At 71.3% G+C, this 23933-nt stretch carries 21 protein-coding genes and 1 tRNA gene; 17 read left to right on the forward strand and 5 right to left on the reverse strand.

Features of this window, described 5'->3' with window-relative positions:
* Nucleotides 1-213 precede the first annotated feature (213 nt).
* On the forward strand, nucleotides 214-2976 hold the full coding sequence (locus tag ACFWPQ_RS22385; protein ID WP_384037340.1) for a penicillin acylase family protein: 2763 nt from the start codon (nucleotides 214-216) through the stop codon (nucleotides 2974-2976).
* Between the two features lie 70 nt (nucleotides 2977-3046).
* On the opposite strand, the gene ACFWPQ_RS22390 is transcribed toward ACFWPQ_RS22385, so the two are convergent.
* Nucleotides 3047-3700 carry a 5-formyltetrahydrofolate cyclo-ligase gene (locus tag ACFWPQ_RS22390; protein ID WP_384037343.1) on the reverse strand — a complete coding sequence of 218 codons (654 nt, stop codon included), beginning with the start codon at nucleotides 3698-3700 and terminating at the stop codon, nucleotides 3047-3049.
* 61 nt (nucleotides 3701-3761) lie between these two features.
* Between ACFWPQ_RS22390 and galU the strand changes: the two genes are divergently transcribed.
* The 7 genes from galU (at nucleotide 3762) to ACFWPQ_RS22425 (ending at nucleotide 9561) form a co-directional block, all read left to right on the forward strand.
* Nucleotides 3762-4673, forward strand: a complete 912-nt coding sequence (galU, locus tag ACFWPQ_RS22395; RefSeq protein ID WP_361287254.1) for a UTP--glucose-1-phosphate uridylyltransferase GalU — start codon at nucleotides 3762-3764, stop codon at nucleotides 4671-4673.
* Entirely contained in the window at nucleotides 4670-5992 is a 1323-nt protein-coding gene (glp, locus tag ACFWPQ_RS22400) for a gephyrin-like molybdotransferase Glp (RefSeq protein WP_384037346.1), read from the forward strand. The genes galU and glp overlap by 4 nt, the downstream gene beginning before the upstream one ends.
* A 196-nt stretch (nucleotides 5993-6188) precedes the next feature.
* The gene (moaC, locus tag ACFWPQ_RS22405; protein WP_361287248.1) at nucleotides 6189-6701 is read left to right on the forward strand and encodes a cyclic pyranopterin monophosphate synthase MoaC; all 513 of its coding nucleotides are present in this window, start codon (nucleotides 6189-6191) and stop codon (nucleotides 6699-6701) included.
* Nucleotides 6698-7246, forward strand: coding sequence for a molybdenum cofactor biosynthesis protein B (locus ACFWPQ_RS22410; RefSeq protein ID WP_384037350.1), 549 nt, complete (start codon nucleotides 6698-6700; stop codon nucleotides 7244-7246). Before moaC ends, ACFWPQ_RS22410 begins: the two co-directional genes overlap by 4 nt.
* Nucleotides 7247-7266: 20 nt before the next feature.
* The gene (locus ACFWPQ_RS22415) at nucleotides 7267-7887 is read left to right on the forward strand and encodes a GNAT family N-acetyltransferase (RefSeq protein WP_384037353.1); all 621 of its coding nucleotides are present in this window, start codon (nucleotides 7267-7269) and stop codon (nucleotides 7885-7887) included.
* A 185-nt stretch (nucleotides 7888-8072) separates the two neighbouring features.
* The gene (gene glpR, locus ACFWPQ_RS22420; protein WP_384037356.1) at nucleotides 8073-9383 is read left to right on the forward strand and encodes a gephyrin-like molybdotransferase receptor GlpR; all 1311 of its coding nucleotides are present in this window, start codon (nucleotides 8073-8075) and stop codon (nucleotides 9381-9383) included.
* A 104-nt stretch (nucleotides 9384-9487) separates the two neighbouring features.
* A tRNA-Ala gene (locus tag ACFWPQ_RS22425) sits at nucleotides 9488-9561 on the forward strand.
* Between the two features lie 223 nt (nucleotides 9562-9784).
* Here ACFWPQ_RS22425 and ACFWPQ_RS22430 read toward each other — a convergent pair.
* Nucleotides 9785-9961 (reverse strand): hypothetical protein, encoded by a 177-nt coding sequence (locus ACFWPQ_RS22430; RefSeq protein WP_384037359.1) that lies wholly within the window; start codon nucleotides 9959-9961, stop codon nucleotides 9785-9787.
* A gap of 32 nt (nucleotides 9962-9993) precedes the next feature.
* Between ACFWPQ_RS22430 and ACFWPQ_RS22435 the strand changes: the two genes are divergently transcribed.
* The 3 genes from ACFWPQ_RS22435 to ACFWPQ_RS22445 all read left to right on the forward strand — a co-directional run bounded on the left by ACFWPQ_RS22435 (nucleotide 9994) and on the right by ACFWPQ_RS22445 (nucleotide 13240).
* Nucleotides 9994-11184, forward strand: coding sequence for a M20 family metallopeptidase (locus tag ACFWPQ_RS22435; RefSeq protein WP_384037362.1), 1191 nt, complete (start codon nucleotides 9994-9996; stop codon nucleotides 11182-11184).
* 21 nt (nucleotides 11185-11205) lie between these two features.
* On the forward strand, nucleotides 11206-12252 hold the full coding sequence (locus tag ACFWPQ_RS22440; RefSeq protein WP_384037365.1) for a DUF5937 family protein: 1047 nt from the start codon (nucleotides 11206-11208) through the stop codon (nucleotides 12250-12252).
* 88 nt (nucleotides 12253-12340) lie between these two features.
* Nucleotides 12341-13240, forward strand: a complete 900-nt coding sequence (locus tag ACFWPQ_RS22445; protein ID WP_384037368.1) for a hypothetical protein — start codon at nucleotides 12341-12343, stop codon at nucleotides 13238-13240.
* A gap of 200 nt (nucleotides 13241-13440) precedes the next feature.
* On the opposite strand, the gene ACFWPQ_RS22450 is transcribed toward ACFWPQ_RS22445, so the two are convergent.
* Nucleotides 13441-13941, reverse strand: a complete 501-nt coding sequence (locus ACFWPQ_RS22450) for a GNAT family N-acetyltransferase (RefSeq protein ID WP_384037371.1) — start codon at nucleotides 13939-13941, stop codon at nucleotides 13441-13443.
* Between the two features lie 79 nt (nucleotides 13942-14020).
* Here ACFWPQ_RS22450 and ACFWPQ_RS22455 point away from each other — a divergent pair, with 79 nt between their 5' ends.
* Nucleotides 14021-14824, forward strand: a complete 804-nt coding sequence (locus ACFWPQ_RS22455) for an exodeoxyribonuclease III (protein ID WP_384037374.1) — start codon at nucleotides 14021-14023, stop codon at nucleotides 14822-14824.
* Nucleotides 14825-14889: 65 nt separating this feature from the next.
* Here ACFWPQ_RS22455 and ACFWPQ_RS22460 read toward each other — a convergent pair whose 3' ends face one another.
* Entirely contained in the window at nucleotides 14890-15510 is a 621-nt protein-coding gene (locus tag ACFWPQ_RS22460; protein WP_384037447.1) for a MerR family transcriptional regulator, read from the reverse strand.
* A gap of 233 nt (nucleotides 15511-15743) precedes the next feature.
* On the opposite strand from ACFWPQ_RS22460, the gene ACFWPQ_RS22465 reads away from it, so the two are divergent.
* The 4 genes from ACFWPQ_RS22465 (at nucleotide 15744) to ACFWPQ_RS22480 (ending at nucleotide 19477) form a co-directional block, all read left to right on the forward strand.
* Entirely contained in the window at nucleotides 15744-17267 is a 1524-nt protein-coding gene (locus ACFWPQ_RS22465) for a flavin-containing monooxygenase (RefSeq protein ID WP_384037377.1), read from the forward strand.
* A complete protein-coding gene (locus ACFWPQ_RS22470; protein WP_384037380.1) occupies nucleotides 17264-18220 on the forward strand; it encodes an alpha/beta fold hydrolase in 957 nt (318 codons plus the stop codon). The genes ACFWPQ_RS22465 and ACFWPQ_RS22470 overlap by 4 nt, the downstream gene beginning before the upstream one ends.
* Complete coding sequence (locus tag ACFWPQ_RS22475) at nucleotides 18217-19101, forward strand: SDR family oxidoreductase (RefSeq protein ID WP_384037382.1); 885 nt, start codon at nucleotides 18217-18219, stop codon at nucleotides 19099-19101. The genes ACFWPQ_RS22470 and ACFWPQ_RS22475 overlap by 4 nt, the downstream gene beginning before the upstream one ends.
* A 94-nt stretch (nucleotides 19102-19195) precedes the next feature.
* Nucleotides 19196-19477, forward strand: a complete 282-nt coding sequence (locus tag ACFWPQ_RS22480) for a hypothetical protein (protein ID WP_384037385.1) — start codon at nucleotides 19196-19198, stop codon at nucleotides 19475-19477.
* A gap of 159 nt (nucleotides 19478-19636) precedes the next feature.
* Here the strand turns inward: ACFWPQ_RS22480 and ACFWPQ_RS22485 are convergent, their stop codons facing one another.
* Entirely contained in the window at nucleotides 19637-23056 is a 3420-nt protein-coding gene (locus tag ACFWPQ_RS22485; RefSeq protein WP_384037388.1) for a S41 family peptidase, read from the reverse strand.
* A gap of 167 nt (nucleotides 23057-23223) precedes the next feature.
* On the opposite strand from ACFWPQ_RS22485, the gene ACFWPQ_RS22490 reads away from it, so the two are divergent.
* Nucleotides 23224-23829 (forward strand): TetR/AcrR family transcriptional regulator, encoded by a 606-nt coding sequence (locus tag ACFWPQ_RS22490; protein ID WP_384037391.1) that lies wholly within the window; start codon nucleotides 23224-23226, stop codon nucleotides 23827-23829.
* Nucleotides 23830-23933: the final 104 nt, after the last annotated feature.

Here is a 23933-nt window from a genome sequence, read left to right on the forward strand (position 1 = left end):
ACCGAGAGTGCGGTACTCCGCACCCAAGTACTTCGTTACCTTACCTAACTCTTGACGCTTTCTTGACGCTTCCCGAGGCAAGATCGAACGCCCGTGCCCGCCGGATCCCCACTCCGCGTCAAGTGGCGTGAGGCCCTGCGCCTATGGTTGCTCCAGCGCTCAGTCAAATGCACATGCCCGTCTGCCGCTCGCGTTAGGACAGCAAGGACAGCGATGCCCCCGAACACCACCGCCACAACGGGTGACAAGCCTGCCAAGTCCGGCAGGAAGAAGGGGCGCAGAGCCCGACTTTTCGTGCTCGTGCTCGTCCTGGCCGTCGTCGGTGGCGTCTTCTACGGGGCGTACTGGTCGGTCAGCACGGTCCGCGCGTCCTTCCCGCAGACCAAGGGTTCGATCACGCTCGAAGGCCTCTCCGGGCCCGTGACCGTGAAGCGCGACAGCTACGGGATCCCGCAGATCTACGCCTCGACCGACGAGGACCTGTTCATGGCGCAGGGCTACGTCCAGGCGCAGGACCGGTTCTACGAGATGGACGTGCGCCGGCACATGACCTCCGGGCGCCTGTCGGAGATGTTCGGCAAGAGCCAGGTGAAGAACGACGAGTTCCTGCGCACCATGGGCTGGGACCGGGTCGCGAAGGAGGAGTACGACACCAAGCTGTCGGACTCCACGAAGAAGTACCTCCAGGCCTACTCCAAGGGGGTCAACGCCTACCTCCAGGGCAAGGACGGCAAGGACATCTCCCTGGAGTACGCGGCCCTCGGGTTCGTCAACGACTACAAGCCCGAGCAGTGGACGCCCGTCGACTCGGTCTCCTGGCTGAAGGCGATGGCCTGGGACCTGCGCGGCAACATGGACGACGAGATCGATCGCGCCCTGATGACCAGCCGCCTCGGCCCGCAGCAGATCAAGGACCTCTACCCGGACTACCCGTACAGCCGCAACCAGACGATCGTCCAGGACGGCCAGTACGACGAGCTCACCAAGACGTTCGAACAGAGCGGCTCCACGAGCGGCTCCGGATCCTCGACGGGCACCAGCGGCTCCTCGACCTCGTCGTCCACCGGATCGGCGCTCACGAGCCAGCTGGCGAGCCTCTACAACGTCCTGGACGACGTCCCCACGGCCGTCGGCGTGAACGGCCAGGGCATCGGCTCCAACTCCTGGGTCGTCGGCGGCGAGCACACCATCACCGGCAAGCCGCTGCTCGCCAACGACCCGCACCTGTCGGCGTCCCTGCCGTCGGTCTGGTACCAGATGGGCCTGCACTGCACCACGGTCTCCAGCAAGTGCCAGTACGACGTCACCGGCTACACCTTCGCCGGCATGCCCGGCGTGATCATCGGCCACAACGCGGACATCGCCTGGGGCATGACCAACTCCGGGGTCGACGTCACCGACCTCTACCTGGAGAAGCTCTCCGGCGACGGCTACCTGTACAACGGGAAGACCAAGCCCTTCACGACCCGCACGGAGACCATCAAGGTCGCCGGCGGCGCGTCCAAGAAGATCGTCGTGCGCCAGACCGCCGACGGCATGCCCCTGCTGTCCGACCGTGACGACGAACTCGTCCAGGTCGGCAAGAAGGCCAGTGTCGACACCGCCGCACCCGACCGCGGCGACGGCTACGGCATCGCCCTGCGGTGGACCGCCCTCGACCCGGGCACCACCATGGACGCCGTCTTCGCCCTCGACAAGGCGTCCGACTGGAGCTCCTTCCGGGACGCGGCCGCACAGTTCGACGTGCCGTCGCAGAACCTGATCTACGCGGACACCAAGAACAACATCGGCTACACACTGCCCGGCAAGATCCCCACGCGCTCCTCGGGCGACGACGGGTCCATCCCGGCACCGGGCTGGGACTCCACGTACAAGTGGACCGGCTTCATCAAGCAGAACGAACTGCCCTACGAGTACAACCCGAAGCGCGGCTACATCGTCACCGCCAACCAGGCCGTGATCGACAAGGACAAGTACCCCTACACGCTCACCACGGACTGGGGCTACGGCACCCGCAGCCAGCGCATCACCGACCTGATCGAGTCCAAGATCAAGGACGGCGGGAAGATCTCCACCGACGACATGCGCCAGATGCAGACGGACAACAGCAGCGAGATCGCCAAGCTGCTGGTGCCCAAGCTGTTGAAGATCAACCTCGACGACAAGGACGTCCGCGAGGCGCAGAAGCTCCTGGAGGGCTGGGACTACACCCAGGACTCCGACTCCGCGGCCGCGGCCTACTTCAACGCGGTCTGGCGCAACATCCTCAAGCTCGCCTTCGGCAACAAGCTGCCCAAGGAACTGCGGGTCAAGGGCCAGTGCCTGTGGGTCGACAAGGTCGACAGCACCGGCCCGGTCGACGACGACACCAAGGTGCGCGAGTGCGGCGAGCGCGACGCCGACCAGGCCCAGCCGGACGGCGGCGACCGCTGGTTCGAGGTGGTCCGCAACCTCATGGACAAGCCGAACAGCGACTGGTGGAAGACGCCGGCCGGGGTGGGCGACCGCAACAAGGCCGACAACATGGACGAGCTGTTCAGGCGCGCCATGATCGACGCCCGCTGGGAGCTGACCGCCAAGCTCGGCAAGGACATCGACACCTGGAGCTGGGGCCGGCTGCACCGCCTGTTCCTGAAGAACCAGACCCTCGGCACCAGCGGCCCGGCCATCGTCCAGTACATCCTCAACCGCGGCCCCTGGAAGCTCAGCGGCGGCGAGGCCACGGTCAACGCGACCGGCTGGAACGCCGCGGGCGGCTACGGCGTCGTCTGGGTCCCCTCCATGCGGATGGTCGTCAACCTCGACGACCTCGACAAATCCAAGTGGATCAACCTCACCGGAGCCTCCGGTCACGCCTTCAGCGCCCACTACACCGACCAGACGAGCAAGTGGGCCGACGGCGAACTGCTCCCGTGGTCGTTCTCGGACAAGGCGGTCGACAAGAGCACCAGCGACACGCTCGTCCTCAAGCCCTGACACCGTCCCGCACCAGCCGCTGAGACGGCCCGCCACGCACGCGTGGCGGGCCGTTTCGCACGAGAGCGGCTCAGGGGCTCGCGAACCGGCGTACGCCCGACGGTGTCACCACCGCCTGCACCGGCCGGTCGTGCTCCTCCGCAGGCACCCGCTCGACGACCTCCGTGTCGTACAGCAGCACCACGAGCGCCGGGTGCACGCCCGCGCGCTCCAGGCGCGCCAGCACCCGGTCGTACGAGCCTCCGCCGCGCCCCAGGCGCATCCCGCGCGCGTCCACCGCGAGCCCCGGCAGCAGCACGACGTCCGCACCGAGCACCGCGTCCGGCCCGAGCCGTTCACCGGAGGGTTCGAACAGCGCCATCTTCCCGCCGTGTTGGACACGGGCGAGGGAACCCTCCCCGCCGTACGCGCCCCAGTCCAGGTCGTGGTCCGGCAGGAGCGCGGGAAGCAGGACGCGTACGCCCCGCGCGAGCAGCGCGTCCAGCAGCGTGAGCGTGCCGGGCTCGCTCTCGACCGAGACGTACGCCGCCACCGTGCGCGCATGCGCCAACTCGGGCAGTTCCAGCGCGTGCCCGGCCAGCGCGTCGGCCGCCTCCCTGACGACATCCGTCGTCAACCTGTTCCTCACCCCGAGGAATTCTCGGCGCAACGTTCGCTTGTCACCCTCGGCTCCAGGCCCACCGTGCTCCACAGGTCGTTCCCGCACCCTTCCCAATCCGCTCATATGAGTGCCAATTAACCGGAGCCTCAGATTCTCCGCAAAGGCACCGGATAAGGTTGCGGACATGACTCAGTCGCACCCCAGGATCAGCAAGGCTGTCATTCCCGCGGCCGGCCTCGGCACCCGGTTCCTGCCGGCCACCAAGGCCACTCCCAAGGAGATGCTGCCGGTCGTCGACAAGCCGGCGATCCAGTACGTGGTCGAGGAGGCCGTGTCGGCGGGGCTCGACGACGTCCTCATGATCACCGGACGCAACAAGCGTCCCCTGGAAGACCACTTCGACCGCAACTACGAGCTGGAATCGGCGCTCCAGAAAAAGGGCGACGCCGGCCGGCTCGCCAAGGTGCAGGAGTCCAGCGACCTGGCCACGATGCACTACGTGCGCCAGGGCGACCCCAGGGGCCTCGGCCATGCCGTGCTGTGCGCGGCCCCGCACGTGGGCCACGAGCCCTTCGCCGTCCTGCTCGGCGACGACCTGATCGACCCGCGCGACCCCCTGCTCCAGCGCATGATCGAGGTCCAGGAGCAGCACGGCGGCAGCGTGATCGCGCTCATGGAGGTCGACCCCGAGCAGATCCACCTCTACGGCTGCGCCGCCGTGGAGACCACCGCCGACGGCGACGTCGTCAAGGTGACCGGCCTGGTCGAGAAGCCGGACCCGGCGGATGCCCCGTCCAGCTACGCGGTCATCGGCCGCTACGTCCTCGACCCGCACGTCTTCGACATACTGCGGCGCACCGAGCCGGGCCGCGGCGGCGAGATCCAGCTCACCGACGCCCTCCAGCAGCTCGCCCAGGACGAAAAGGTCGGCGGCCCCGTGCACGGCGTCGTCTTCAAGGGCCGCCGCTATGACACCGGCGACCGCGGCGACTATCTGCGTGCCATTGTCCGGCTCGCGTGCGAACGTGAAGACCTGGGCCCGGACTTCCGGACCTGGCTTCGCAGTTACGTAGCCGAGGAGATGCAGCAGAGTTGAGCAGCGCCGCGACCCGCCCCGCCGGCCAGGACCGCCTGTGGTCGGTGGACGAGCACCTGGAGGACATCCTCACCACCGTCCGCCCCCTGGAGCCCATCGAGCTGCAACTCCTCGACGCCCAGGGCTGCGTGCTGGTCGACGACGTCATGGTGCCCGTCTCGCTGCCGCCGTTCGACAACAGCTCCATGGACGGGTACGCGGTACGGGTCGCGGATGTGGCGGGCGCGAGCGAGGAGTTCCCGGCCGTCCTCGAGGTCGTCGGGGACGTCGCGGCGGGCGCGGCCGAGCTGACCCCCGTGGGTCCCGGCCAGGCGGCCCGCATCATGACCGGCGCCCCGCTGCCGCCCGGCGCCGAGGCCGTCGTCCCCGTGGAGTGGACCGACGGCGGACTCGGCGAGGGGCCGGTCACCGGGATGCGGTCCCGCAGCCTCGCGCCCGAGGGCGCCGAGGGGCACGTGCGCGTGCACCGGCCCGCCGAGGCACGCGCGCACGTCCGCGCGCGGGGCAGCGACGTGAAGGCCGGCGACCTCGCCCTGGAGGCCGGTACCGTCCTCGGCCCGCCGCAGATCGCGCTGCTCGCCGCGATCGGCCGCGGCACGGCACGCGTACGCCCGCGCCCGCGCGTGGTCGTCGTGTCCACCGGCAGCGAACTCGTCCAGCCCGACGAGGCACTCGGCAGCGGCCAGATCTACGACTCCAACAGCTTCGCCCTCACCGCCGCCGCCCGGGACGCGGGCGCCATCGCCTACCGGGTGGGCGCCGTCGTCGACGACGCCGAGACGCTCCGCGCCACCATCGAGGACCAGCTCGTCCGTGCCGACCTGGTGGTCACCACCGGCGGGGTCAGCGTGGGGGCGTACGACGTCGTCAAGGAGGCGCTGGCGCACGTCGGTGACGAGGACGAGCCGGGCAGCGGCATCGACTTCCGCAAGCTCGCCATGCAGCCGGGCAAGCCCCAGGGCTTCGGCGCGATCGGCCCCGACCACACGCCCCTGCTGGCGCTTCCGGGCAACCCCGTGTCGTCGTACGTCTCCTTCGAGCTGTTCGTCCGCCCCGCCATCCGCACCCTGATGGGCCTCCAGGACGTGCACCGGCCCCGCACCACGGCGACCCTCAGGGCGGACAAGGCGCTCGGCTCGCCCAAGGGGCGCCGGCAGTTCCTGCGCGGGGCGTACGCTGACGGCGAGGTGACCGCCGTGGGCGGCGCCGGTTCGCACCTGGTCGCGGCCCTGGCACACGCCGACGCGCTGATCGTCGTACCCGAGGACGTCGAGTCCGTCGAGCCCGGCACGGACGTCGAGGTCGTCCTGCTCGGCTGACGGGCGTCTTGCTCGGCCGACGGTCTTGCTCGGCCGACGGTCGTCCTGTTCGGCCGACGGGGGTCCCGCCGCGCACACGTACCCGTCCGCCGGGCGGTCCTGCCCGCTGGTGCGTGCCGTCTTGGCGGTACCGTTGCGCGCACAGCAGGCCCGCGCGCCGCACCGCGACGGGCCAGGACCGGGAGCGCCACACAGCATGACTGAGCCCTTCCGGGGGGACACCCCCGGACCCTCCGTGCCAGACCGACTGACGCACCTCGACGACGCGGGCGCCGCCCGCATGGTCGACGTGTCGGGCAAGGACGTGACCGCGCGCACCGCCCGCGCGAGCGGACGCGTCCTCGTCTCGCCCCGCGTGGTCGAGCTGCTGCGCGGCGAAGGCGTTCCGAAGGGCGACGCCCTCGCCACCGCCCGCATCGCCGGGATCATGGGCGCCAAACGCACCCCGGACCTGATCCCGCTGTGTCACCCCTTGGCCCTGTCCGGTGTGAAACTGGATCTGTCGGTCGCGGACGACGCGGTGGAGATCCTCGCCACGGTGAGGACGACGGACCGCACGGGTGTCGAGATGGAGGCCCTCACAGCGGTCTCCGTCGCGGCGCTCACCGTGATCGACATGGTCAAGGCGGTCGACAAGGGAGCGGTCATCACGGACGTACGCGTGGAGGAGAAGACGGGCGGAAAGTCGGGCGACTGGAGCCGGGCATGAGCGCCGGGCCGGCCACGGAGGGCACCGCCGGCGATGCGCCGCGCGCGCCGTACCGCGCGCTGGTCGTGACCGCGTCCAACCGTGCCGCCGCCGGTGTCTACGAGGACAAGGGCGGCCCCCTGGTCGCGGCGGGCCTGGCGGGCCTCGGGTTCAGCGTGGACGGGCCGCGGGTCGTGCCCGACGGGGAACCCGTGGCGGCCGCGCTACGCGCGGGGGTCGAGGCCGGGTACGACGTGGTCGTCACCACCGGCGGCACCGGCGTCTCGCCCACCGACCGCACACCCGAGGCGACCCGCGCGGTGCTCGACTACGAGGTACCGGGCATCGCCGAGGCCGTCCGGGCGTTCGGACGGGAGAAGGTGCCCACCGCCGCGCTCTCCCGGGGCCTGGCCGGAGTGGCGGGCCGGACACTGATCGTCAACCTTCCGGGGTCCACCGGCGGGGTGCGGGACGGCCTCGCCGTCCTGGAACCGCTGCTTGCGCACGCCGTCGACCAGATCCGCGGCGGCGACCACCCCAGACCGAGCAGTGGGGGTGCGAGCTGAACAGCCTGTCCTGGCCTGTCGTGCTGGTGGACGGCGACGTCGTCCTCCGGCCCATAAAGGTGCGCGACCAGCGGGCCTGGCGCGAGGTCAACCGGCGCAACCGCGACTGGCTGCGCCCGTGGGAGGCGACCATCCCGCCGCCCACGCCGAGCGGTCCGATAGCGCACCGGCCGACCTACCGGCAGATGGTCCGGCATCTGCGCTCCGAGGCGAACGCGGGCCGGATGCTGCCGTTCGTCATCGAGTACCAGGGGCGCCTGGTGGGGCAGTTGACCGTCGCCGGGATCACCTGGGGGTCGATGTGCTCGGGCCACGTCGGGTACTGGGTGGACCAGTCGGTGGCCGGCCGCGGGGTGATGCCGACGGCCGTCGCGCTCGTGGTGGACCACTGTTTCCGCACCGTTGGTCTGCACCGCATCGAGGTCTGCATTCGCCCGGAGAACCGGCCCAGCCGCCGGGTCGTGGAGAAACTCGGATTCCGTGAGGAGGGGCTGCGGCCGCGTTATCTCCACATCGACGGCGCCTGGCGCGACCACCTCGTGTTCGCCCTCACCGCGGAAGAGGTGCCCGAGGGGTTGCTCGGCCGCTGGCAGCGGGCACGCTCCCAGAGCGCCCAGAACACACCAGGGAATCCCGGCTAGCCGAACAAATTGAATGCATGTTCGAAATTGATCGGTTGTTGACCATCTCGGGCCATTGAATTCGCGGCTCCGGTGGCCTGCTGATCGCATCGGTCACAAAAAAAGCTCGAAATATCAGCCAGATCGTGCGACACACCGGCGCAATTGGCAGATGGCCCCACGCAAACCCCTCTACCGTGTGAGGCGTGAGCAGCAGCGGCCTCATCTACGCAGTCATTGTCGGGGCCTGGGCCGCCTACTTGGTGCCGATGTGGCTCCGTAGGCAGGACGAGCTGAACGAGGCCCGTCCGACGGAACGCTTCAGCACCGCCATCCGGCTGCTGTCCGGACGGGCGGGGATGGAGCGTCGGTACGCCAGGGACCTGCGGGCGCGCTCCGCCTCGGAGGGGGAGCAGGACGCCGGCGATCCGGACGCCGCCACCGACTCGGTGGACGTCCGGGCCTTCGCCATGCCTCCGACCCGCCGTCAGGTCCGGGCGGACGTCCGGGCGGACGTCCGGACGGAGAGGGAACCGGAGGCGCCCGGGCGTCAGGAACCGGCGCGCGACCAGACGGCCGCGCCGGCGGCCAAGTCCCCGTCCGCGCCGCCCCGTCAGACAGGCGCCGCGCCGGCCCCGGCATCCGCCCCCGTGTCCACCTCCACTCCCGCGCCCAAGTCGGGCTCCGCGCCCGCCCGCAAACAGGTTCCGGCCGCACGGCGCGCGCCCTCCGCACAGGCGGCCGCGGAACGCGCCCGGCGCTCGAAGGCACTCGCGCGCCGCCGACGCACCACCGTCATGCTCTTCGCCGCCTTCACGCTGGGCGCGATCGTCGCCGCCGTCGGAGGGCTCGCGTTCCTGTGGGCACCCGGCGTGCCCGCCGTCATGCTCAGCGCCTACATCGCCTACCTGCGCGCACAGGAGCGCCGGCGCTTCGCCTACCAGATGGACCGGCGTCAGGCCGAGGCCGCCGCGCAGCGGTTGCGGGAGCGCCAGCCGCGCCGCCGCCCGCCCCTCGACCCCGGGGCAGGCGCGGACGAACCGGAGGAAGGACCAGAGCCCGCGACCGACCCCGGCCTGTCCGCCCTCGCCGCCGACCGGCGCGCCCTCGTCGAGCAGACCGACCACGCCGAGTGGGTCGACCAGCAGCGCGAGCGGCAGCGGCGGCCCGGGCACGGGGACAGCTGGGACCCGGTGCCGGTGCCCCTGCCGACGTACGTGACCGCGCCGGTCGCGCCGCGCGCCACCTCCGACGTGGACCTGGGGGCGCCGGACGCGTGGAGTTCCGCGCGGTCCAGCGCCGTCGCGCCGGAGCAGGAGACCAGGCCGGCGGCGCCGGAGGCCGAGGCCGAGGCGGAGGCGGAGGAGCAGGCGCCCGCCGCCGACGAGGACAGGACGGCCGACGGCCGGACCGACGCCCGCCGTGCGGCCTCCGCCCGCCGGGCCCGCGAGCGCGGCCGCACCCCCCTCTTCGACCAGTACGAGGACGGCGACCGCCCGCGCGCGGCCAACGAATGACCTGAGGGAGAGGGCGCGGGGCGCCTCCGCACCCCGCTCCTGACCAGTCAGGGAACGGATTTCCAAGCACCCCGACGGGGATGCTAGAGTTTCACTCGTTGCAAGGGCCTGTGGCGCAGTCCGGTAGCGCACCTCGTTCGCATCGAGGGGGCCAGGGGTTCAAATCCCCTCAGGTCCACTGCACGGCTGTTCTTGAGTTCGCTCAGGAGTAGTTGACGAGATCCCGTCCGATCTTCTTGATCGGGCGGGATTTCTGGTTTCCGGGGTTCGTTCGATGGCGTGTCCGAGCGTCGACGGAGCCGTGAGCGGCTTGTTCGCCTGGGCTTGCGGGTGGTCACGCTGCGGTAAGCGCGCTGGAGCCGTCGCTGGGCATGCGGACCTTCCCGGTGGCGTGCGGGGCGTCACGTGTAGATGCGGTCTGCGACAGCGCCGGGACTCTGCTCTGTCGTCCGGCCCCAGGTGAGCAGGGTGCCCAGGTTGATGGTGAGGATCATCAGGGCGAGGAGGGTTGCCTGGGCCGCGGTAATCGGCGGCCACTCGCCCATGCCCGGCCGCAGTCTCGTCGTACCTGACAGCACGTCATTCCACGCGTCGTACGAGGGGAGTCCCGATGTCGTCCTTGAAGACGACTTCTGTGAAGGCGTTGTCCGCCGAACTGGCCGCGCTGCGGCCCCGCATGGACGCCGTCAGCCTGTCCATCCACACGCACCCCGAGCTGAAGTTCGCCGAGTTCCATGCCCAGCAGGTGCTGACCCGCTGGCTGGCCGAGGCGGGCTTCACGGTGACCGCACCCGCGGGTGGCCTCGACACCGCCTTCGTGGCCGTGCACGAGGGCGGCCGCCCGGGGCCCCGCGTCGCCGTCCTCGCGGAATACGACGCACTGCCCGGCGTCGGGCACGGTTGCGGCCACAACCTCATCGCGGCCGGAGGGGTGGCCGCGGCCATCGCCGTCGTACGGGCGCTGCCCGCGCACCCGGGCACGGTGGCCGTGATCGGCACCCCCGGCGAGGAGATGGGCGGCGCGGGCAAGGTGCGGCTGGCCGACGCGCGGGTCTTCGACCGGGTCGACGCGGCGCTGATGTTCCACCCGGGGGACCGCTGGCTGAGCGGCCGGCCCGGACTCGCGGCGGCGCACCTGCGGGTCGCGTTCACCGGGGTCGGCGCGCACGCCTCGGTGTCGCCGTGGCAGGGGCGCAGCGCGCTGGCCGCCGCCCAGCTGTTTCTCAACGCCCTCGATTCGATGCGGCAGTTCGTCCCGCCGAGCGCCCGGCTGCACGGCATCGTCGTCGACGGCGGTCAAGCGCCCAACGTGGTCCCCGCGCAGGCCGCGGTCGACCTGTACGTACGGGACCGTACGGCCGCGTCGGCCGCGGCGCTGGTGGAGCGGGTACGGGCCGCCGCGGCGGGGGCTGCGCTCGCCACGCAGACGCAGGCGGAGGTCTCCGAGACCGGGCCGCTGTACGCGGAGCGACGCAACAACGCCGTTCTCGCGGAGCGGTTCGGGGAGACGGTGCGCGCGCTCGGCGCAGACATAGGGCCCTACGACCCCGACGGCCCCGCCGGGTCCTCCGACATCGGTAACCTCTCGCAGCTGATGCCGGTCATCCACCCCTACGTTCAGATCGCCGACGCCGGTACGCCCGCACACTCCGAGGCCATGCGGGAAGCCGCGGCGACGCCGCTGGCTCACGACCGCACGCAGGTCGCGGCGACCGGGCTCGCCGAGGTGGTCGCCGCACTGCTCACGGTGCCGGAGGTGCTGGCGGCTGCGCGGGCCGAGTTCGAGGGGGCGGCGGGGTGAGAGCGCCGTACACTCCCGCTCATGTCGGTCGTGATCGTCCTGGAAGGTGCCGCCTCCGACCGGTTCACGGTCACCGTGTACCCGCCCGCCGAGCTGGCCGCGAGCCTGCATGTGCTGACCGGACACGGCCATCACACCGAGCACGCAGCCTGGGCCGAGCGGACCGCCGCCGCCGGGCCGGCCGCCTTCCGGGCAGGCCTCGCACGGTTCGCCCCGCTGTGGACGGCGCTGCGCTGGCGGGGGTTCTACCCCGGGCTCCAGACGCCCCTGGCGGAACTCACGGTGGACCGGTTCGCCGAACTCACCGCGTACACCTGCGCCAGCGGCTACCGCGCCTTCGACTTCGGCCGGGTGCTCCACGACCCGGCGCAGGCGCGTGCGCTGCGCCAGACCGCGTCCGGACTGCCGGATCCGCACTCCGCCCTCGCCGAGGACCTGCTACGCGACCCGGAGTCCCTGCGCGCCGACGTGCTCGACTTCCTCGACCTGTGCCGCCGCGTCTACTTCGACGAGCTGTGGGCGCGCACCGAGCCCGTCCTGTCCCGGGTCGCCCACCGGGTGCGCCGACGACTCGCGGACGAGGGGCCCATGGCAGCGCTGCTCTCGCTCAGCCCGTCCAGCGCCCGTCTGGACGGCCCCGCGCGGGTCGTCTTCGACAAGGTGCACCACGCGGTGGTCAGCCCCGCCCGTACGCCCCTGCTGCTGATCCCCACCCGGTACGGCGCCCCGCACCTGCTGATGAAGGACGAGCCGGGACTTCCCCCCGTCGTGCACTTCCCCGTCGACGTCCCGGAGATCGGCGTCACCCTGGCGCGCAGCCGCATGCTGGCGCTCACCGATCCGCGTCGGGTACGCCTGTGCCGCCTCATCGCACGTCAGGCGATGACCACCGCCGACCTGGCGGACCGGCTGTCGATGACCCGCCCGCAGGTCGCGCGGCATCTGCGCACCCTGCGCGACCTGGGCCTGGTCCAGGTGGAGCGCCATGGCCGCCATGTGCACTACGGGCTCGACCTCACCGCCGTCGAACGCATCGGACGGGACGTGTCGACGGCCCTGCAGTACTGAGCAGGACAAGGAGGCGGGGCGCGTGCTCGGCAAGGTGTGTCCGGCCCACGTGGTACGTGGCCGATCCTTACGCCGATAGAGTCAGTCGGTGGACATGCTGGCGTTCGACGGGCCGATGGGGGTCGCGCCCACCGTGGCGGCAGGCAGCCCGCAGGAGCGCTTTGCGGCCGGGTTGTTTCTGCTGTCCTTCGCGGCGATCAGTGGGTATGGCCTGCTCCGGCTGATGGTCAGGCGTCGCGATGAGGCGCGGATCCGGGACTGGCTCGTGCAGTTGTGGGACACCCTCCAGCACAGTTCGCAGCCGGCCGAAGCGCACCTGCTGCAGGGCGTGCGCGGCGCGGTCGTCATCGCCGGTCGTACCACGGCCGGTACGGCCGGGACGTTGACCGCTCCGTTGTCGGGCTCCGCATGCGTCTGGTACCGGGTTCGCGTCACCCGCGACGATGAGGAGGGATCGAATGGCGGTACCCGTCACGTCGTCCTCTACGAGGACCGCTGCGACCCCGACCTGGTCGCGGTCGCGGTCGCGGACGCCACCTCGGTCGTGCTGGACCCGGGCCTGTGCACCCGCAGCCTGGTACCGGGCCGGAAGAACGACCTGGTCGAACGCATTGTTGAAGAGTGCACGCGGCCGCCGTCGGACCGGCAGTTCCTCACCCCCGGCCCGCACCTGGCGAGCCTGCGCGACACCGGCCGGGTCGACCGAACCGCACTCAAGCACATGTCCAACACCACAGGCTTCACGGTCACGGAGGATGTCGTCCGGCCCGACATCGACGTCTTGGTCGCCGGTTGCGTCGCCACCGTCGGCAAGACGCTCACGCTGACCGCCCGCGAAGGGCACCGCGACGGTGTGACCGCAATGACCTCCGCGCAGATCACCGGCCACATCGCCGCACGCCGCCGCTGGCAGAAGAGGCTGGCATTCGCACTCACCGCCGCAACGTTGTTGCTCAGCACGTCGGGGATGCTCCAGCTGTCCCGGTGACGTTCCGAGAGGGCGGTATGTGACACCCCTTGTCCGGTCCGCCGTTGTGTGTGGATGAGGCGCAGTGATCAGTTGCTCGGGGGTGGCCGATACCGGGTGCCGAGCGGCGGACTCAGTGGGCGGGAACCGGCTCGGACGACGGCTGGGCCGCCACCCGGCAGGTCTGTCGCGGTGGTTGCGGCGGTTGCGGCGGTTGCCGCCTACCGGGCCGCCGGTGCGTCCGCCCCCAGGGCCTTCGCGAAGCACCGGCTCGACTCGTAGTGCCGGTAGTAGCCGAACTTGGTGCACGGTTCGTAGCCGCTGGAGGTGTACAGGGCGATGGCCTCCGGCTGCTTGGTGCCGGTCTCCAGGACCATCCGGAGGCGGCCGGCCGTGCGGGCGTCGTCCTCCAGGGCCGCGAGCATGCGGCGGGCCAGACCGAGGCCGCGCATCCCCTCGACGACGAACATGCGCTTGAGCTCGGCGTCGCCGTCCTCGTTGCCCTCGCCGTTCGCGTCCTGGCTGCGCCAGCCGCCGGTGGCCACGGGGCGGTCGGACTCGTCGTACGCGATCAGGTAGACGCCGTTCGGCGGCTCGAAGTCGGCCGTGTCGAGGACGGTGGCGTCGCCGCCGTCGCCGTAGCGCAGCTGGTACTCGGCCTGGACCTCGTCGTTCAGCTTGACGGCGTCGGGGTGGTCGAAGGCGACTCGGCGTATATTCATGTAAGGCATCGTATATTCGTGCAGGCGGTGAACGCGGTGGACATCCGGACTCCGTCCAGTGTGCCGGTATCGTTCCCGCGTGCTGACTGTGACCACGGTGAATGTGAACGGGCTGCGGGCCGCCTCCAAGAAGGGCTTCGTGGAGTGGCTCGCGGAGACCTCCGCGGATGTGCTCTGCCTCCAGGAGGTGCGCGCGGAGCCGCAGCAGCTCCCGGAGGAGGTGCGCGCGCCCGGCGGCTGGCACGTGGTGCACGCCCCGGCGGCCGCCAAGGGGCGCGCGGGCGTCTCCCTGTACACCCGGCGTGAGCCGGATCGCGTGCGCATCGGCTTCGGTTCGGACGAGTTCGACGCGAGCGGGCGCTACGTCGAGGCCGACCTGCCCGGTGTGACCGTCGCCTCCCTCTATCTCCCCTCCGGGGAGGTGGGCACCGAGCGGCAGGACGAGAAGTACCGGTTCATGGGCGAGTTCCTGGCCCATCTCAAGGAGCTCCGCGAGCGGGCCGCCGCCGACGGGCGCGAGGTCGTCGTCTGCGGCGACTGGAACATCGCCCACCAGCAGGCCGACCTGAAGAACTGGCGCGGCAACACCAAGAACTCCGGCTTCCTCCCCGAGGAGCGGGAGTGGCTCGGCAACGTCCTGGACCCGGCCGACGGCGGGTACGTGGACGTGGTGCGCGCGCTGCACCCGGGCGCCGAGGGGCCGTACTCCTGGTGGTCGTACCGGGGGCGGGCTTTCGACAACGATTCAGGATGGCGCATCGACTACCAGCTGGCCACCGGCGGGCTCGCGGCCAAGGCGGTGAAGGGCTTCGTGGAGCGTGCGGCCACGCATGCCGAGCGGTGGTCCGACCATGCGCCGGTCACCGTCGTGTACGACCTCTGATCAGTTCTCGTCGGTCTCCGTCGGTCTCCGTCGGTCTCCGTCGGTCTTCATCGGTGTTCTGATCGTCACGGCCCCTTGCGCAGCCGTCGGTCCAGGGCCAGGGACACTTCCGCCTCCACCACGCTCCGGGCCAGCGGGCGCAGGCGTTCCATGTCCTCCTCGGGGCCGTGGCGCAGGACGAGTTCGGCGAAGAGTTCGGCGAGGGCGTCGGCGTGTTCGCGGACGGTGCGGCCGGCCGCCAGGACCTCGGCGAGCGGGAAGCCCTCGCGGACCAGGGCCGAGGAGGCGTCCAGCAGGCGGCGGCTGATGTGGACGATGTCGTCGCCGTCGGTGCCGAGGTAGCCGAGATCCATGGCGGCGGCGAGGTTCTCCGGGGTGACCTCGCCCTCGAAGCGGGCGGCGAGCTCCTCGGGGGTGAGGCGGACCGGCTCCTCCTCGGTGGGGGCGCCGACGCCGATCAGGTCGGCGACGTTGCGGCCCTGGTCGAGGGCTTCCGCGAGCTCGGCGATGCCGTTCAGGGTGTGGCCGCGTTCCAGCAGCGCCGAGATCGTGCGCAGCCGGGCCAGGTGGTGGTCGTCGTACCAGGCGATGCGGCCCTCGCGGCGGGGCGGCGGGATCAGCTTGCGTTCGCGGTAGAAGCGCAGGGTGCGCACGGTGATGCCGGCCAGTCCGGCCAGTTCCTCCATGCGGTACTCGCGCCCGCCGCCCAGGTCGGGCCGCTGGTCGGGGGCCGTGGAGGTCTTTCGCGCGCCGTGGTCTGCCACGTGCGCAGCCTATGTTGTACCGCCGGTACCCGCGGCGGAGCCGCTGATGTAAACGTCCTCCGTCCGGACCCTACCCATCGGTACGGAGCTGCTCTACAGTCCAACCGTGCCAGTGTTCACTGGCGTAATCACGGGCGAGGTGTGGAGGCTCCGGGATGGCCCAGCACGAGCATGTACGGGTGGCGGTGATCGGGTCCGGGTTCGGCGGGCTGGGTGCGGCCGTGCGGTTGCGCAGGGAGGGGATCACCGACTTCGTCGTCCTGGAACGGGCCGGCAGTGTCGGCGGTACCTGGCGGGACAACAGCTATCCGGGGTGCGCCTGCGACGTGCCCTCCCACCTGTACTCCTTCTCCTTCGCGCCGAACCCCGACTGGCCGCGCACCTTCTCCGGGCAGGAGCACATCCGCGCCTATCTGGAGCACGTCGCCGACGTGTTCGGGCTCCGGCCCCATCTCCGCTTCGACGCCGAGGTGAAGCGGATGACCTGGGACGCGGAGGCGCTGCGCTGGGAGATCGAGACCGCCGCCGGCGCCTTCTCCGCCGACGTCGTCGTCTCCGCCACCGGGCCGCTGTCCGACCCGAAGATCCCGGAGATCCCGGGGCTGGACTCGTTCCCGGGCAAGGTCTTCCACTCGGCCCGCTGGGACCACGACTACGACCTGCGCGGCAAGCGGGTCGCCATGGTCGGCACCGGCGCCTCCGCGATCCAGATCGTGCCCGCCGTCCAGCCCGAGGTCGCGCAGCTCACCCTGTTCCAGCGCACCCCGCCGTGGGTGATGCCCCGCGTCGACCGGGCCATCAGCGCCGCCGAACGCCGGCTGCACCGGGCGCTGCCCTTCACCACCCAGGCCAGGCGCGGGCTCCTGTGGGGCATCCGCGAACTCCAGGTCCAGGCGTTCACCAAGCGGCCCGACGAACTCGGCCTGGTGGAGAGCCTCGCCAAGCGCAACATGGCCCGTGCCGTCAAGGACCCGGCACTGCGCGCCAAGCTCACCCCGGACTACCGCATCGGCTGCAAGCGGATCCTGCTCTCCAGCGCCTACTATCCGGCGATCGCGCAGCCCAACGTGGACGTGGTGGCGAGCGGGCTCGCCGAAGTGCGTGGGTCGACGGTCGTCGCCGCCGACGGCAGCAGCGCCGAGGTCGACGCGATCATCTTCGGCACCGGCTTCCACGTCACCGACATGCCCATCGCGGAGCGGGTCGTCGGCGCCGACGGACGGACCCTCGCGGAGGCCTGGAAGGGCGGCATGGAGGCGCTGCGCGGTGCCTCGGCCGCCGGGTTCCCCAACTGGATGACGATCATCGGGCCCAACACCGGCCTCGGTAACTCCTCCATGATCCTCATGATCGAGTCCCAGCTGAACTACATGGCCGACTATCTGCGCCAGCTGCGCGTCCTCGGGGGGCGGGCGGCCCTGGACGCGCGCCCCGGTGCCGTGGCCGCCTGGAACGACAAGGTCCAGGAGCGCATGAAGCGCACCGTCTGGAACACCGGCGGCTGCACCAGCTGGTACCTGGACGCGAACGGCCGCAACACCACCATCTGGCCCGGTACGACCACGGAGTTCCGGCGGGCGACCCAGCGGGTGGATCTCGCGGAGTACGACGTGGTCCGCGCACCCCTGCCGATCGGCACCGGTGGCGAGAAGGCCGCGGACGCGGAGGTGGGCGCATGAGCCGGCTCACCCACGTGACCTCCGGGCCGTACGCCCCGCCCGCACCCGCCCGCGAACTCACCGTCGTCTCCGCCGACGGCGCCCGCCTGCACGTCGAGGTGCACGGTCCCGAGGACGCGCCCCCCGTCGTCCTCGCCCACGGCTGGACCTGCTCGACCGCCTTCTGGGCCGCGCAGATCCGGGAACTGGCCGTCGACCACCGGGTCGTCGCGTACGACCAGCGGGGGCACGGGCGCAGTCCCGCGAGCCCCGCGTGCAGCACCCAGGCGCTGGCGGACGACCTCGAAGCGGTGCTCGCGCAGACACTCGCGCGCGGGGAGCGTGCCCTGATCGTCGGCCACTCCATGGGCGGCATGACCGTCATGGCGGCCGCCGCGCGCCCCCGCTTCCGCGAGCACGCCGCCGCCGTCCTGCTGTGCAGCACCGGCAGTTCGCGGCTGGTCGCGGAGTCGCGCGTGCTGCCGTTGCGCGCCGGCGGTCTGCGTACCTGGCTCACGGCGCGGGTCCTTGCCACGCGCGCCCCGCTCGGACCGGTCACGCCCGTCGCCCGGCGCATCCTCAAGTACGCGACCATGGGCCCGGGTTCGGCCCCGCACATGGTGGAGGCGTGCGCACGGATCGTGCACGCCTGCCCGCGCGCCGTGCGCCACGCCTGGGCGCTCGTCCTCGCCCAGCTCGACCTGGACCACGGCGTACGGGAGTTGCGCGCCCCCACCGCGATCGTCACCGGCACGGCCGACCGGCTCACGCCCCCGGTGCACGCCCGCGCGCTGGTCGCCGCGCTGCCGCACCCCGTCGGCCTCACCGAACTGCCGGGCATGGGCCACATGACCCCGGTCGAGGCACCGGAGCTGGTCAACGGAAAGATCCGGGAACTGGTCACCGAGTACGTGACCGGCGCCCCTGAAGAAGCCGGCGCCGACGGGCCCGAGCGGATCAAGGAGGGCTCATGAGCAGGGTCGGTCTCGAAGGACAGGTCGCCGTCGTCACCGGAGCGGCGCGCGGTGTCGGCGAGTTGCTCGCCCGCAAGCTCTCCGCGCGCGGGGCGAAGGTCGCGCTGGTCGGGCTGGAGGAGGAGACCCTCAAGGAGGTCTCCGGGCGGCTGCACACCGACAGCGCCCACTGGTACGCCGACGTCACCGACCACGAGGCGATGAGCCGGGTCGCGCGGGAGGTCAAGGAGCGGTTCGGGAAGGTCGACATCGTGGTGGCCAACGCCGGGGTGGCGAACGGCGGTCCGTTCGCCGACTCCGACCCCGAGGCCTGGCGGCGGGTGATCGAGGTCAACCTGATCGGCTCGGCGGTGACGGGGCGGGCGTTCCTGCCCCTCCTCGCGGAGAGCCGCGGCTACCTGCTGCAGATCGCGTCGCTGGCCGCGATCACGCCGGCGCCGATGATGACGGCGTACTGCGCGTCCAAGGCGGGCGTGGAGGCGTACGCGCACAGTCTGCGCGCCGAGGTCGGCCACCAGGGGGTTCGGGTCGGGGTCGGGTACCTGTCCTGGACGGACACCGACATGGTGCGCGGCGCCGACCAGGACGACGTGATGCGGGAGTTGCGGCAGCGGCTGCCGTGGCCGGCGAACAAGACGTACCCGCTGGGGCCGGCCGTGGACCGGATCGTGGCCGGGATCGAGCGACGCTCCGCGCACGTGTACGGACAGTGGTGGCTGCGGGGGATGCAGGGCGTGCGCGGGTACCTGCCGGCGCTGATCGGCACGGTCGGGCAGCGGGAGATGGAGCGGTTCGCCCCCCGCTTGCAGGGCATCCGTACAGGGCTCGTCGGTGCAGGTGGGGCGGCCGACGAGGAGGCGCGCGCTACGCACCGTCATTGATCGAAATGCGAGCGTAGTCGGCCCGTGTGAGTCTGGTCGAGGCCCCACTGAGGGCCGATCCCCTCACCCTCCACGGGAGTGAACCCATATGGGTATGAAGGACAAGGCCGGCAAGATGCAGGGACAGGCCAAGCAGAAGATGCCCGAGGGCCAGCAGCAGGCGCAGCAGTCGCAGCAGCGCGGCCAGCAGGGCCAAGAGCGCGGCCAGCAGGGCCAGGAGCGTGGCCAGCAGGCCCAGCAGCGTGGCCAGCAGGCGCAGGAGCGCGGTCGGCAGGCGCAGGAGCGCGGCCGGCAGATTCCTGAGCGCGGTCGCCAGAACCTGGACGACGCCGAGCAGGAGATGCAGGACCGGTTCGACCAGGACTACGACGCGTAGTCGTTGCACTTGGCTTGGCCGACAGGCGTGGGGCGCCCTTCTTCTTGGAGGGCGCCCTGCGTTTTGTTTTGGGTGGTGGCGGTTGGGGACGGGTGCAGGCTGGTGGGGGCTTGTCGCGCAGTTCCCCGCGCCCCTTTGGTGGGGACGCTCCCCGGCGTCTCAGGGGGCCGTCGGCCTCGGTGGGAGCTTCGGACGGGAGCGGTCGGGGACCTCGGTGTAGTCCGGGGGGACCGCCGCCGGGTGGTCGGTGAGGAGGTCCAGGGCCAGCTGGATCGCGTCGTCCATCTCGACGTGGCGGCCCTCCGCCCAGTCCAGGGGGGTGCGCAGGACCTCCACGTCGGGGGCGACGCCATGGTTCTCCACGGACCAGCCGTAGTCCTCGAACCAGGCCGCGTTCATCGGCACCGTGATCACCGTGCCGTCGCCGAGGCGGTGCCGGCCGGTCATGCCGACCACTCCGCCCCAGGTGCGCTGGCCGACGACCGGGCCGAGCCGCAGCAGCCTGATCGCCGCCGTGATCATGTCGCCGTCGGAGGAGGTGGCCTCGTCGGCGAGTGCGACGATCGGGCCGCGCGGGGCGTTGGAGGCGTACGACACCGGCTGGGCGTTCCTCGTCAGGTCCCAGCCGAGGATGGTCCGGGTGAGCTTCTCCACGACGAGTTCGCTGATGTGGCCGCCCGCGTTGCCCCGCACGTCGACGATGAGCGCCGGCCGGGAGACCTCCATCCGCAGGTCGCGGTTGAACTGGGCCCAGCCCGAGCCGCCCATGTCCGGGATGTGCAGGTAGCCGCACTTGCCGCCGCTCATCTCCCGTACCACCTCACGGCGTTTGGCCACCCAGTCCTGGTAGCGCAGCGGCCGCTCGTCGATCAGCGGGAGGACGGCGACCCGGCGCGGCGGCCCCGACTCGCCCTCGCCCGGGGTGAACGTCAGCTCCACCGTCGTCGCCCCCGCCCCCGCGAGCAGCGGGAACGGTCCGGTCACCGGGTCCACCGGACGGCCGTCCACGTGGGTGAGCACCGCGCCCTCCCGGATGCCGGTGCCCGCGAGCGGGGACCGCGCCTTGGAGTCGGACGAGTCGCCGGGCAGGATCCGCTTGACCGTCCAGCCGCCGTCCCGGCGCACGAGGTTGGCGCCGAGCAGGCCCTGGAAGCGCTGGTAGTGCGGCGGGCCCTCGTTGCGGCGGGCCGGGGTGACATAGGCGTGCGAGGTGCCGAGCTCGCCGAGGACCTCGCGGAGCAGGTCGGCGAAGTCGTCGGGGGAGGCGACCCGTTCGACCAGCGGACGGTACTGGTCGAGCACGCCGTCCCAGTCGATGCCGCACATCCCGGGGTCCCAGAAGTAGTCCCGGATGAGGCGGCCTGCCTCGGCGTACGACTGGCGCCACTCGGCGGGCGGGTCGACCTCGTGCAGGATGCGGCGCAGGTCGATCCAGACGGTGGTGTCGCCGTCGCCGGACTCGGTCGACGGAACGGCCCGCAGCTCGCCCTCGTCTATCACGACCAGCCGGCTGCCGTCGCCGCTGACCGTGAACCAGTCGAGGTGGTCCACGAGTTCGGACTTCTTCGCCTTGCTGATGTTGAAGTACTCGAGGGTCGGCCGGCCGCTGGTGTCGGCCGGGTTGACGAAGGTCTCGCCCAGCGCGCCCGAGATCGGCCAGCGCAGCCAGACCAGGCCGCCGCCCGCGACCGGGTACAGCGCCGAGTACTTGGAGGCGGTGACCGGGAACGGGGTCACCCGGCTCTCCAGGCCCTCGACCTCGACCGTCACCGCGCTGCCGTCACCGGGCTCCTCCTCGTCCTCGACGGGGTCCAGGCCGCCGGCTGCCGGGCGTCCGTCCGGGTTGAGGGCGAAGGGGGAGGGGGTCGCGGAGGAGAGCGGGACCAGGTAGGGGCGGCAGCCGAGCGGGAACGACAGGTCGCCGGTGTGGACGTCGTACACCGGGTCGAAGCCGCGCCAGGAGAGGAACGCGAGGTAGCGGCCGTCGCGGGTGAAGACCGGGTTCTCGTCCTCGAAGCGGCCGTTGGTGACGTCGATGACGAGCCGGTCGCTGATGCGGGCCATCTTGATCTGCCGCAGGGACCGGCCGATGCCCGGATGCGACCAGGTCAACCATGACCCGTCCGGCGAGAAGGCCAGATCACGGACCGGTCCATTGATCGACTGGATCAACTCGGTGACCACGTCGTCGGAGCCCGCGCCGTCAACGGAGTCAATGTCGGAAGGCTCGGAGGAATCAACCTCGTCAATCTTGTCAACCTCGTCAATGTTGTCAGCGGAATCAACGGAATCAATGGAATCCGCGGAATCAACAGAACCCTCGACGACCTCGGCGCCCTCGACGACCTCGACCTCCTCGGTCACGTCGATGAGCAGCAGTCGGCCGTCGTGTGCCGCCACGGCCAGCCGTTCACCCAGGGGGTCCGAGACCAGTTCGAGCACCCGGCCCAGCTTCCCGGAGGCCAGCCGGCGCGGTGGGCGGGCGCCGGTCGCCCGGGGCAGGTGGGCGATCTCGACGGCGTCCTCGCCCCCGGCGTCCGTGACGTACGCGATCTGCCCGGTCGAGCCGAGCATCTCCGGGAGCCGCACCCGTACCCCCGGCGTGTCGGCGATGGTGCGGGCCGGGCCGTCGCGGTGGGTGAGCCAGTGCAGGCTGCCGCGGACGACGACGGCGCTGGCCCGTCCCGTCTCGTCGACGGAGACGCCGTCGACGTGCTGGGCGGCCGGCACCTGGTAGGGGCGGCGCCCGGCCCGGGGCCCGGAGAGGCGTACGTCGAGCCTCCGGGGTGTCGCGTCCGGGCCGAGGTCGTCGACCAGCCACAGGTCGCCCGCGCACTGGTAGACGACCCTGGTGCCGTCGCTGGCGGCGTGCCGGGCGTAGAAGGCGTCGTGGTCGGTGTGCCGGCGCAGGTCGGAGCCGTCGTGGGCGCAGGAGTAGAGGTTGCCGACGCCCTCGTGGTCGGAGAGGAAGGCGATCCGGCCGCCGACGAACATCGGGGAGCACAGGTGGCCGCCGATGCCTTCGAGCAGCCGTTGCCCGTGCAGCCACAGCCGGCCCATGGCGCCGCCCCGGTAGCGCTTCCAGCCGGCCGGTTCGTGCGGCGGGGTGCCGGTGAGCAGCAGGGTCCTGCGTTCGTCCGCGATGTCGGCGACCTGGATGTCGGCGACCGGGCCCCAGGGCAGTTTGCGGCCCGGGTCGCCGTCGGGGGAGACCTTGTAGGCCCAGGTGAAATAGGAGAAGGGCTGCCCGTGCGAGGCGACCGCCAGGATGTCGGCCCTGCCGTCCGCGTCGGGCGGGGTCCAGCCGCAGACCTGGGTGTCGGCGCTGCCCCAGTAGGTCAGCTGCCGGCCGGGTCCGCCGTCGACGTCGACCAGGTGGATCTCGGGGACCAGGCTGCGCCAGCTGGTGTACGCGATCCGGCGGCCGTCAGGCGAGAAGCGGGGGTGGCCGACCTTGGTGCGGTCGACGGTGAGCCGCCAGGCGCGGCCCGGGGTGTCGAGCGAGGTCAGCCAGAGGTCGTCCTCGGCCACGAAGCACAACAGGTCTCCGCTGAGATGCGGCAGGCGCAGATAGCTCACCTCCCCATGCTTTTCCGGTGGCGGGGGGCCAGCAACTCGTGGGAACTCACGGATTTCTCAGCCACGTGAGACAGCACACGTACGAAACGGTTTCGTTTCTGTAGATCGCAGGGTATCTTCGAGGTGTAAGCACGAAGGTGCCCATGGAGCAGTGAAGGGTGAGTGGCATGACTGAGGTCGCAACGGCGCGTCGCAGTCGCATCACGCCCGAGCGTGAGGCCGAGTTGTACGAGGCCGTGCTCGACCTGCTCCGTGAGGTCGGTTACGACGCCCTCACCATGGACTCCGTCGCCGCCCGCACCAAGTCCAGCAAGGCCACCCTCTACCGCCAGTGGGGCGGCAAGGCCGAGCTGGTGGCCAGGGCGGTGCGGTACCAGAAGCCGGGCGCCGCGATCGACGAGACCGACACCGGGTCGCTCCGCGGCGACCTGCACGCTCTCACGATGCGCTCGGACGACTGCGAGATGGAGCAGAGCTCCGCGTTGATGCGGGGGCTCGCCATGGCGATCCACGGCAACCCGGATCTCCTGCAGGCGTTCAAGGAGCACCTGATCGAGCCCGAGATGGCCGGGTTCCGCCAGGTGCTGCAACGGGCGATCGACCGGGGTGAGATCCGTGCCGACAACCCGGCGATCGACTTCGTGATGCACATGATGATCGGTGGATTCGCCGCTCGCTCCCTGATCGACGAGCAGCCGCCCACCCAGACCTTCCTGCTGTCGTACATCGACGCCGTCGTGCTCCCCGCCCTCGGCGCACCCGTCACCTGCTGACGACTCCCCGCAGCAAGCCCACCTGACGTCTCCGCTCACGTCGTCGGGCCGATCAGCCCTGCCCCCACCGGGTTGATCACCCCTGCCCTGAAAACCCCACGACC

Origin of the sequence: Streptomyces sp. NPDC058464 (assembly GCF_042721035.1) — a bacterium.
In the GTDB taxonomy this organism is placed as follows: domain Bacteria; phylum Actinomycetota; class Actinomycetes; order Streptomycetales; family Streptomycetaceae; genus Streptomyces.

Excerpts from the sequence above, each read along its gene's own strand:
- ACFWPQ_RS22480 (WP_384037385.1), top strand. The coding sequence starts at position 19,196 with ATGAAGGACAAGGCCGGCAAGATGCAGGGACAGGCCAAGCAGAAGATG.
- galU (WP_361287254.1), top strand. The coding sequence starts at position 3,762 with ATGACTCAGTCGCACCCCAGGATCAGCAAGGCTGTCATTCCCGCGGCC.
- ACFWPQ_RS22435 (WP_384037362.1), top strand. The coding sequence starts at position 9,994 with ATGTCGTCCTTGAAGACGACTTCTGTGAAGGCGTTGTCCGCCGAACTG.
- ACFWPQ_RS22475 (WP_384037382.1), top strand. The coding sequence starts at position 18,217 with ATGAGCAGGGTCGGTCTCGAAGGACAGGTCGCCGTCGTCACCGGAGCG.
- ACFWPQ_RS22440 (WP_384037365.1), top strand. The coding sequence starts at position 11,206 with ATGTCGGTCGTGATCGTCCTGGAAGGTGCCGCCTCCGACCGGTTCACG.
- ACFWPQ_RS22385 (WP_384037340.1), top strand. The coding sequence starts at position 214 with ATGCCCCCGAACACCACCGCCACAACGGGTGACAAGCCTGCCAAGTCC.
- ACFWPQ_RS22460 (WP_384037447.1), bottom strand. The coding sequence starts at position 15,510 with ATGGAGGAACTGGCCGGACTGGCCGGCATCACCGTGCGCACCCTGCGC.
- ACFWPQ_RS22390 (WP_384037343.1), bottom strand. The coding sequence starts at position 3,700 with ATGAGCGGATTGGGAAGGGTGCGGGAACGACCTGTGGAGCACGGTGGG.
- ACFWPQ_RS22410 (WP_384037350.1), top strand. The coding sequence starts at position 6,698 with ATGAGCGCCGGGCCGGCCACGGAGGGCACCGCCGGCGATGCGCCGCGC.
- ACFWPQ_RS22490 (WP_384037391.1), top strand. The coding sequence starts at position 23,224 with ATGACTGAGGTCGCAACGGCGCGTCGCAGTCGCATCACGCCCGAGCGT.
- ACFWPQ_RS22465 (WP_384037377.1), top strand. The coding sequence starts at position 15,744 with ATGGCCCAGCACGAGCATGTACGGGTGGCGGTGATCGGGTCCGGGTTC.
- ACFWPQ_RS22450 (WP_384037371.1), bottom strand. The coding sequence starts at position 13,941 with ATGAATATACGCCGAGTCGCCTTCGACCACCCCGACGCCGTCAAGCTG.
- ACFWPQ_RS22470 (WP_384037380.1), top strand. The coding sequence starts at position 17,264 with ATGAGCCGGCTCACCCACGTGACCTCCGGGCCGTACGCCCCGCCCGCA.
- moaC (WP_361287248.1), top strand. The coding sequence starts at position 6,189 with ATGACTGAGCCCTTCCGGGGGGACACCCCCGGACCCTCCGTGCCAGAC.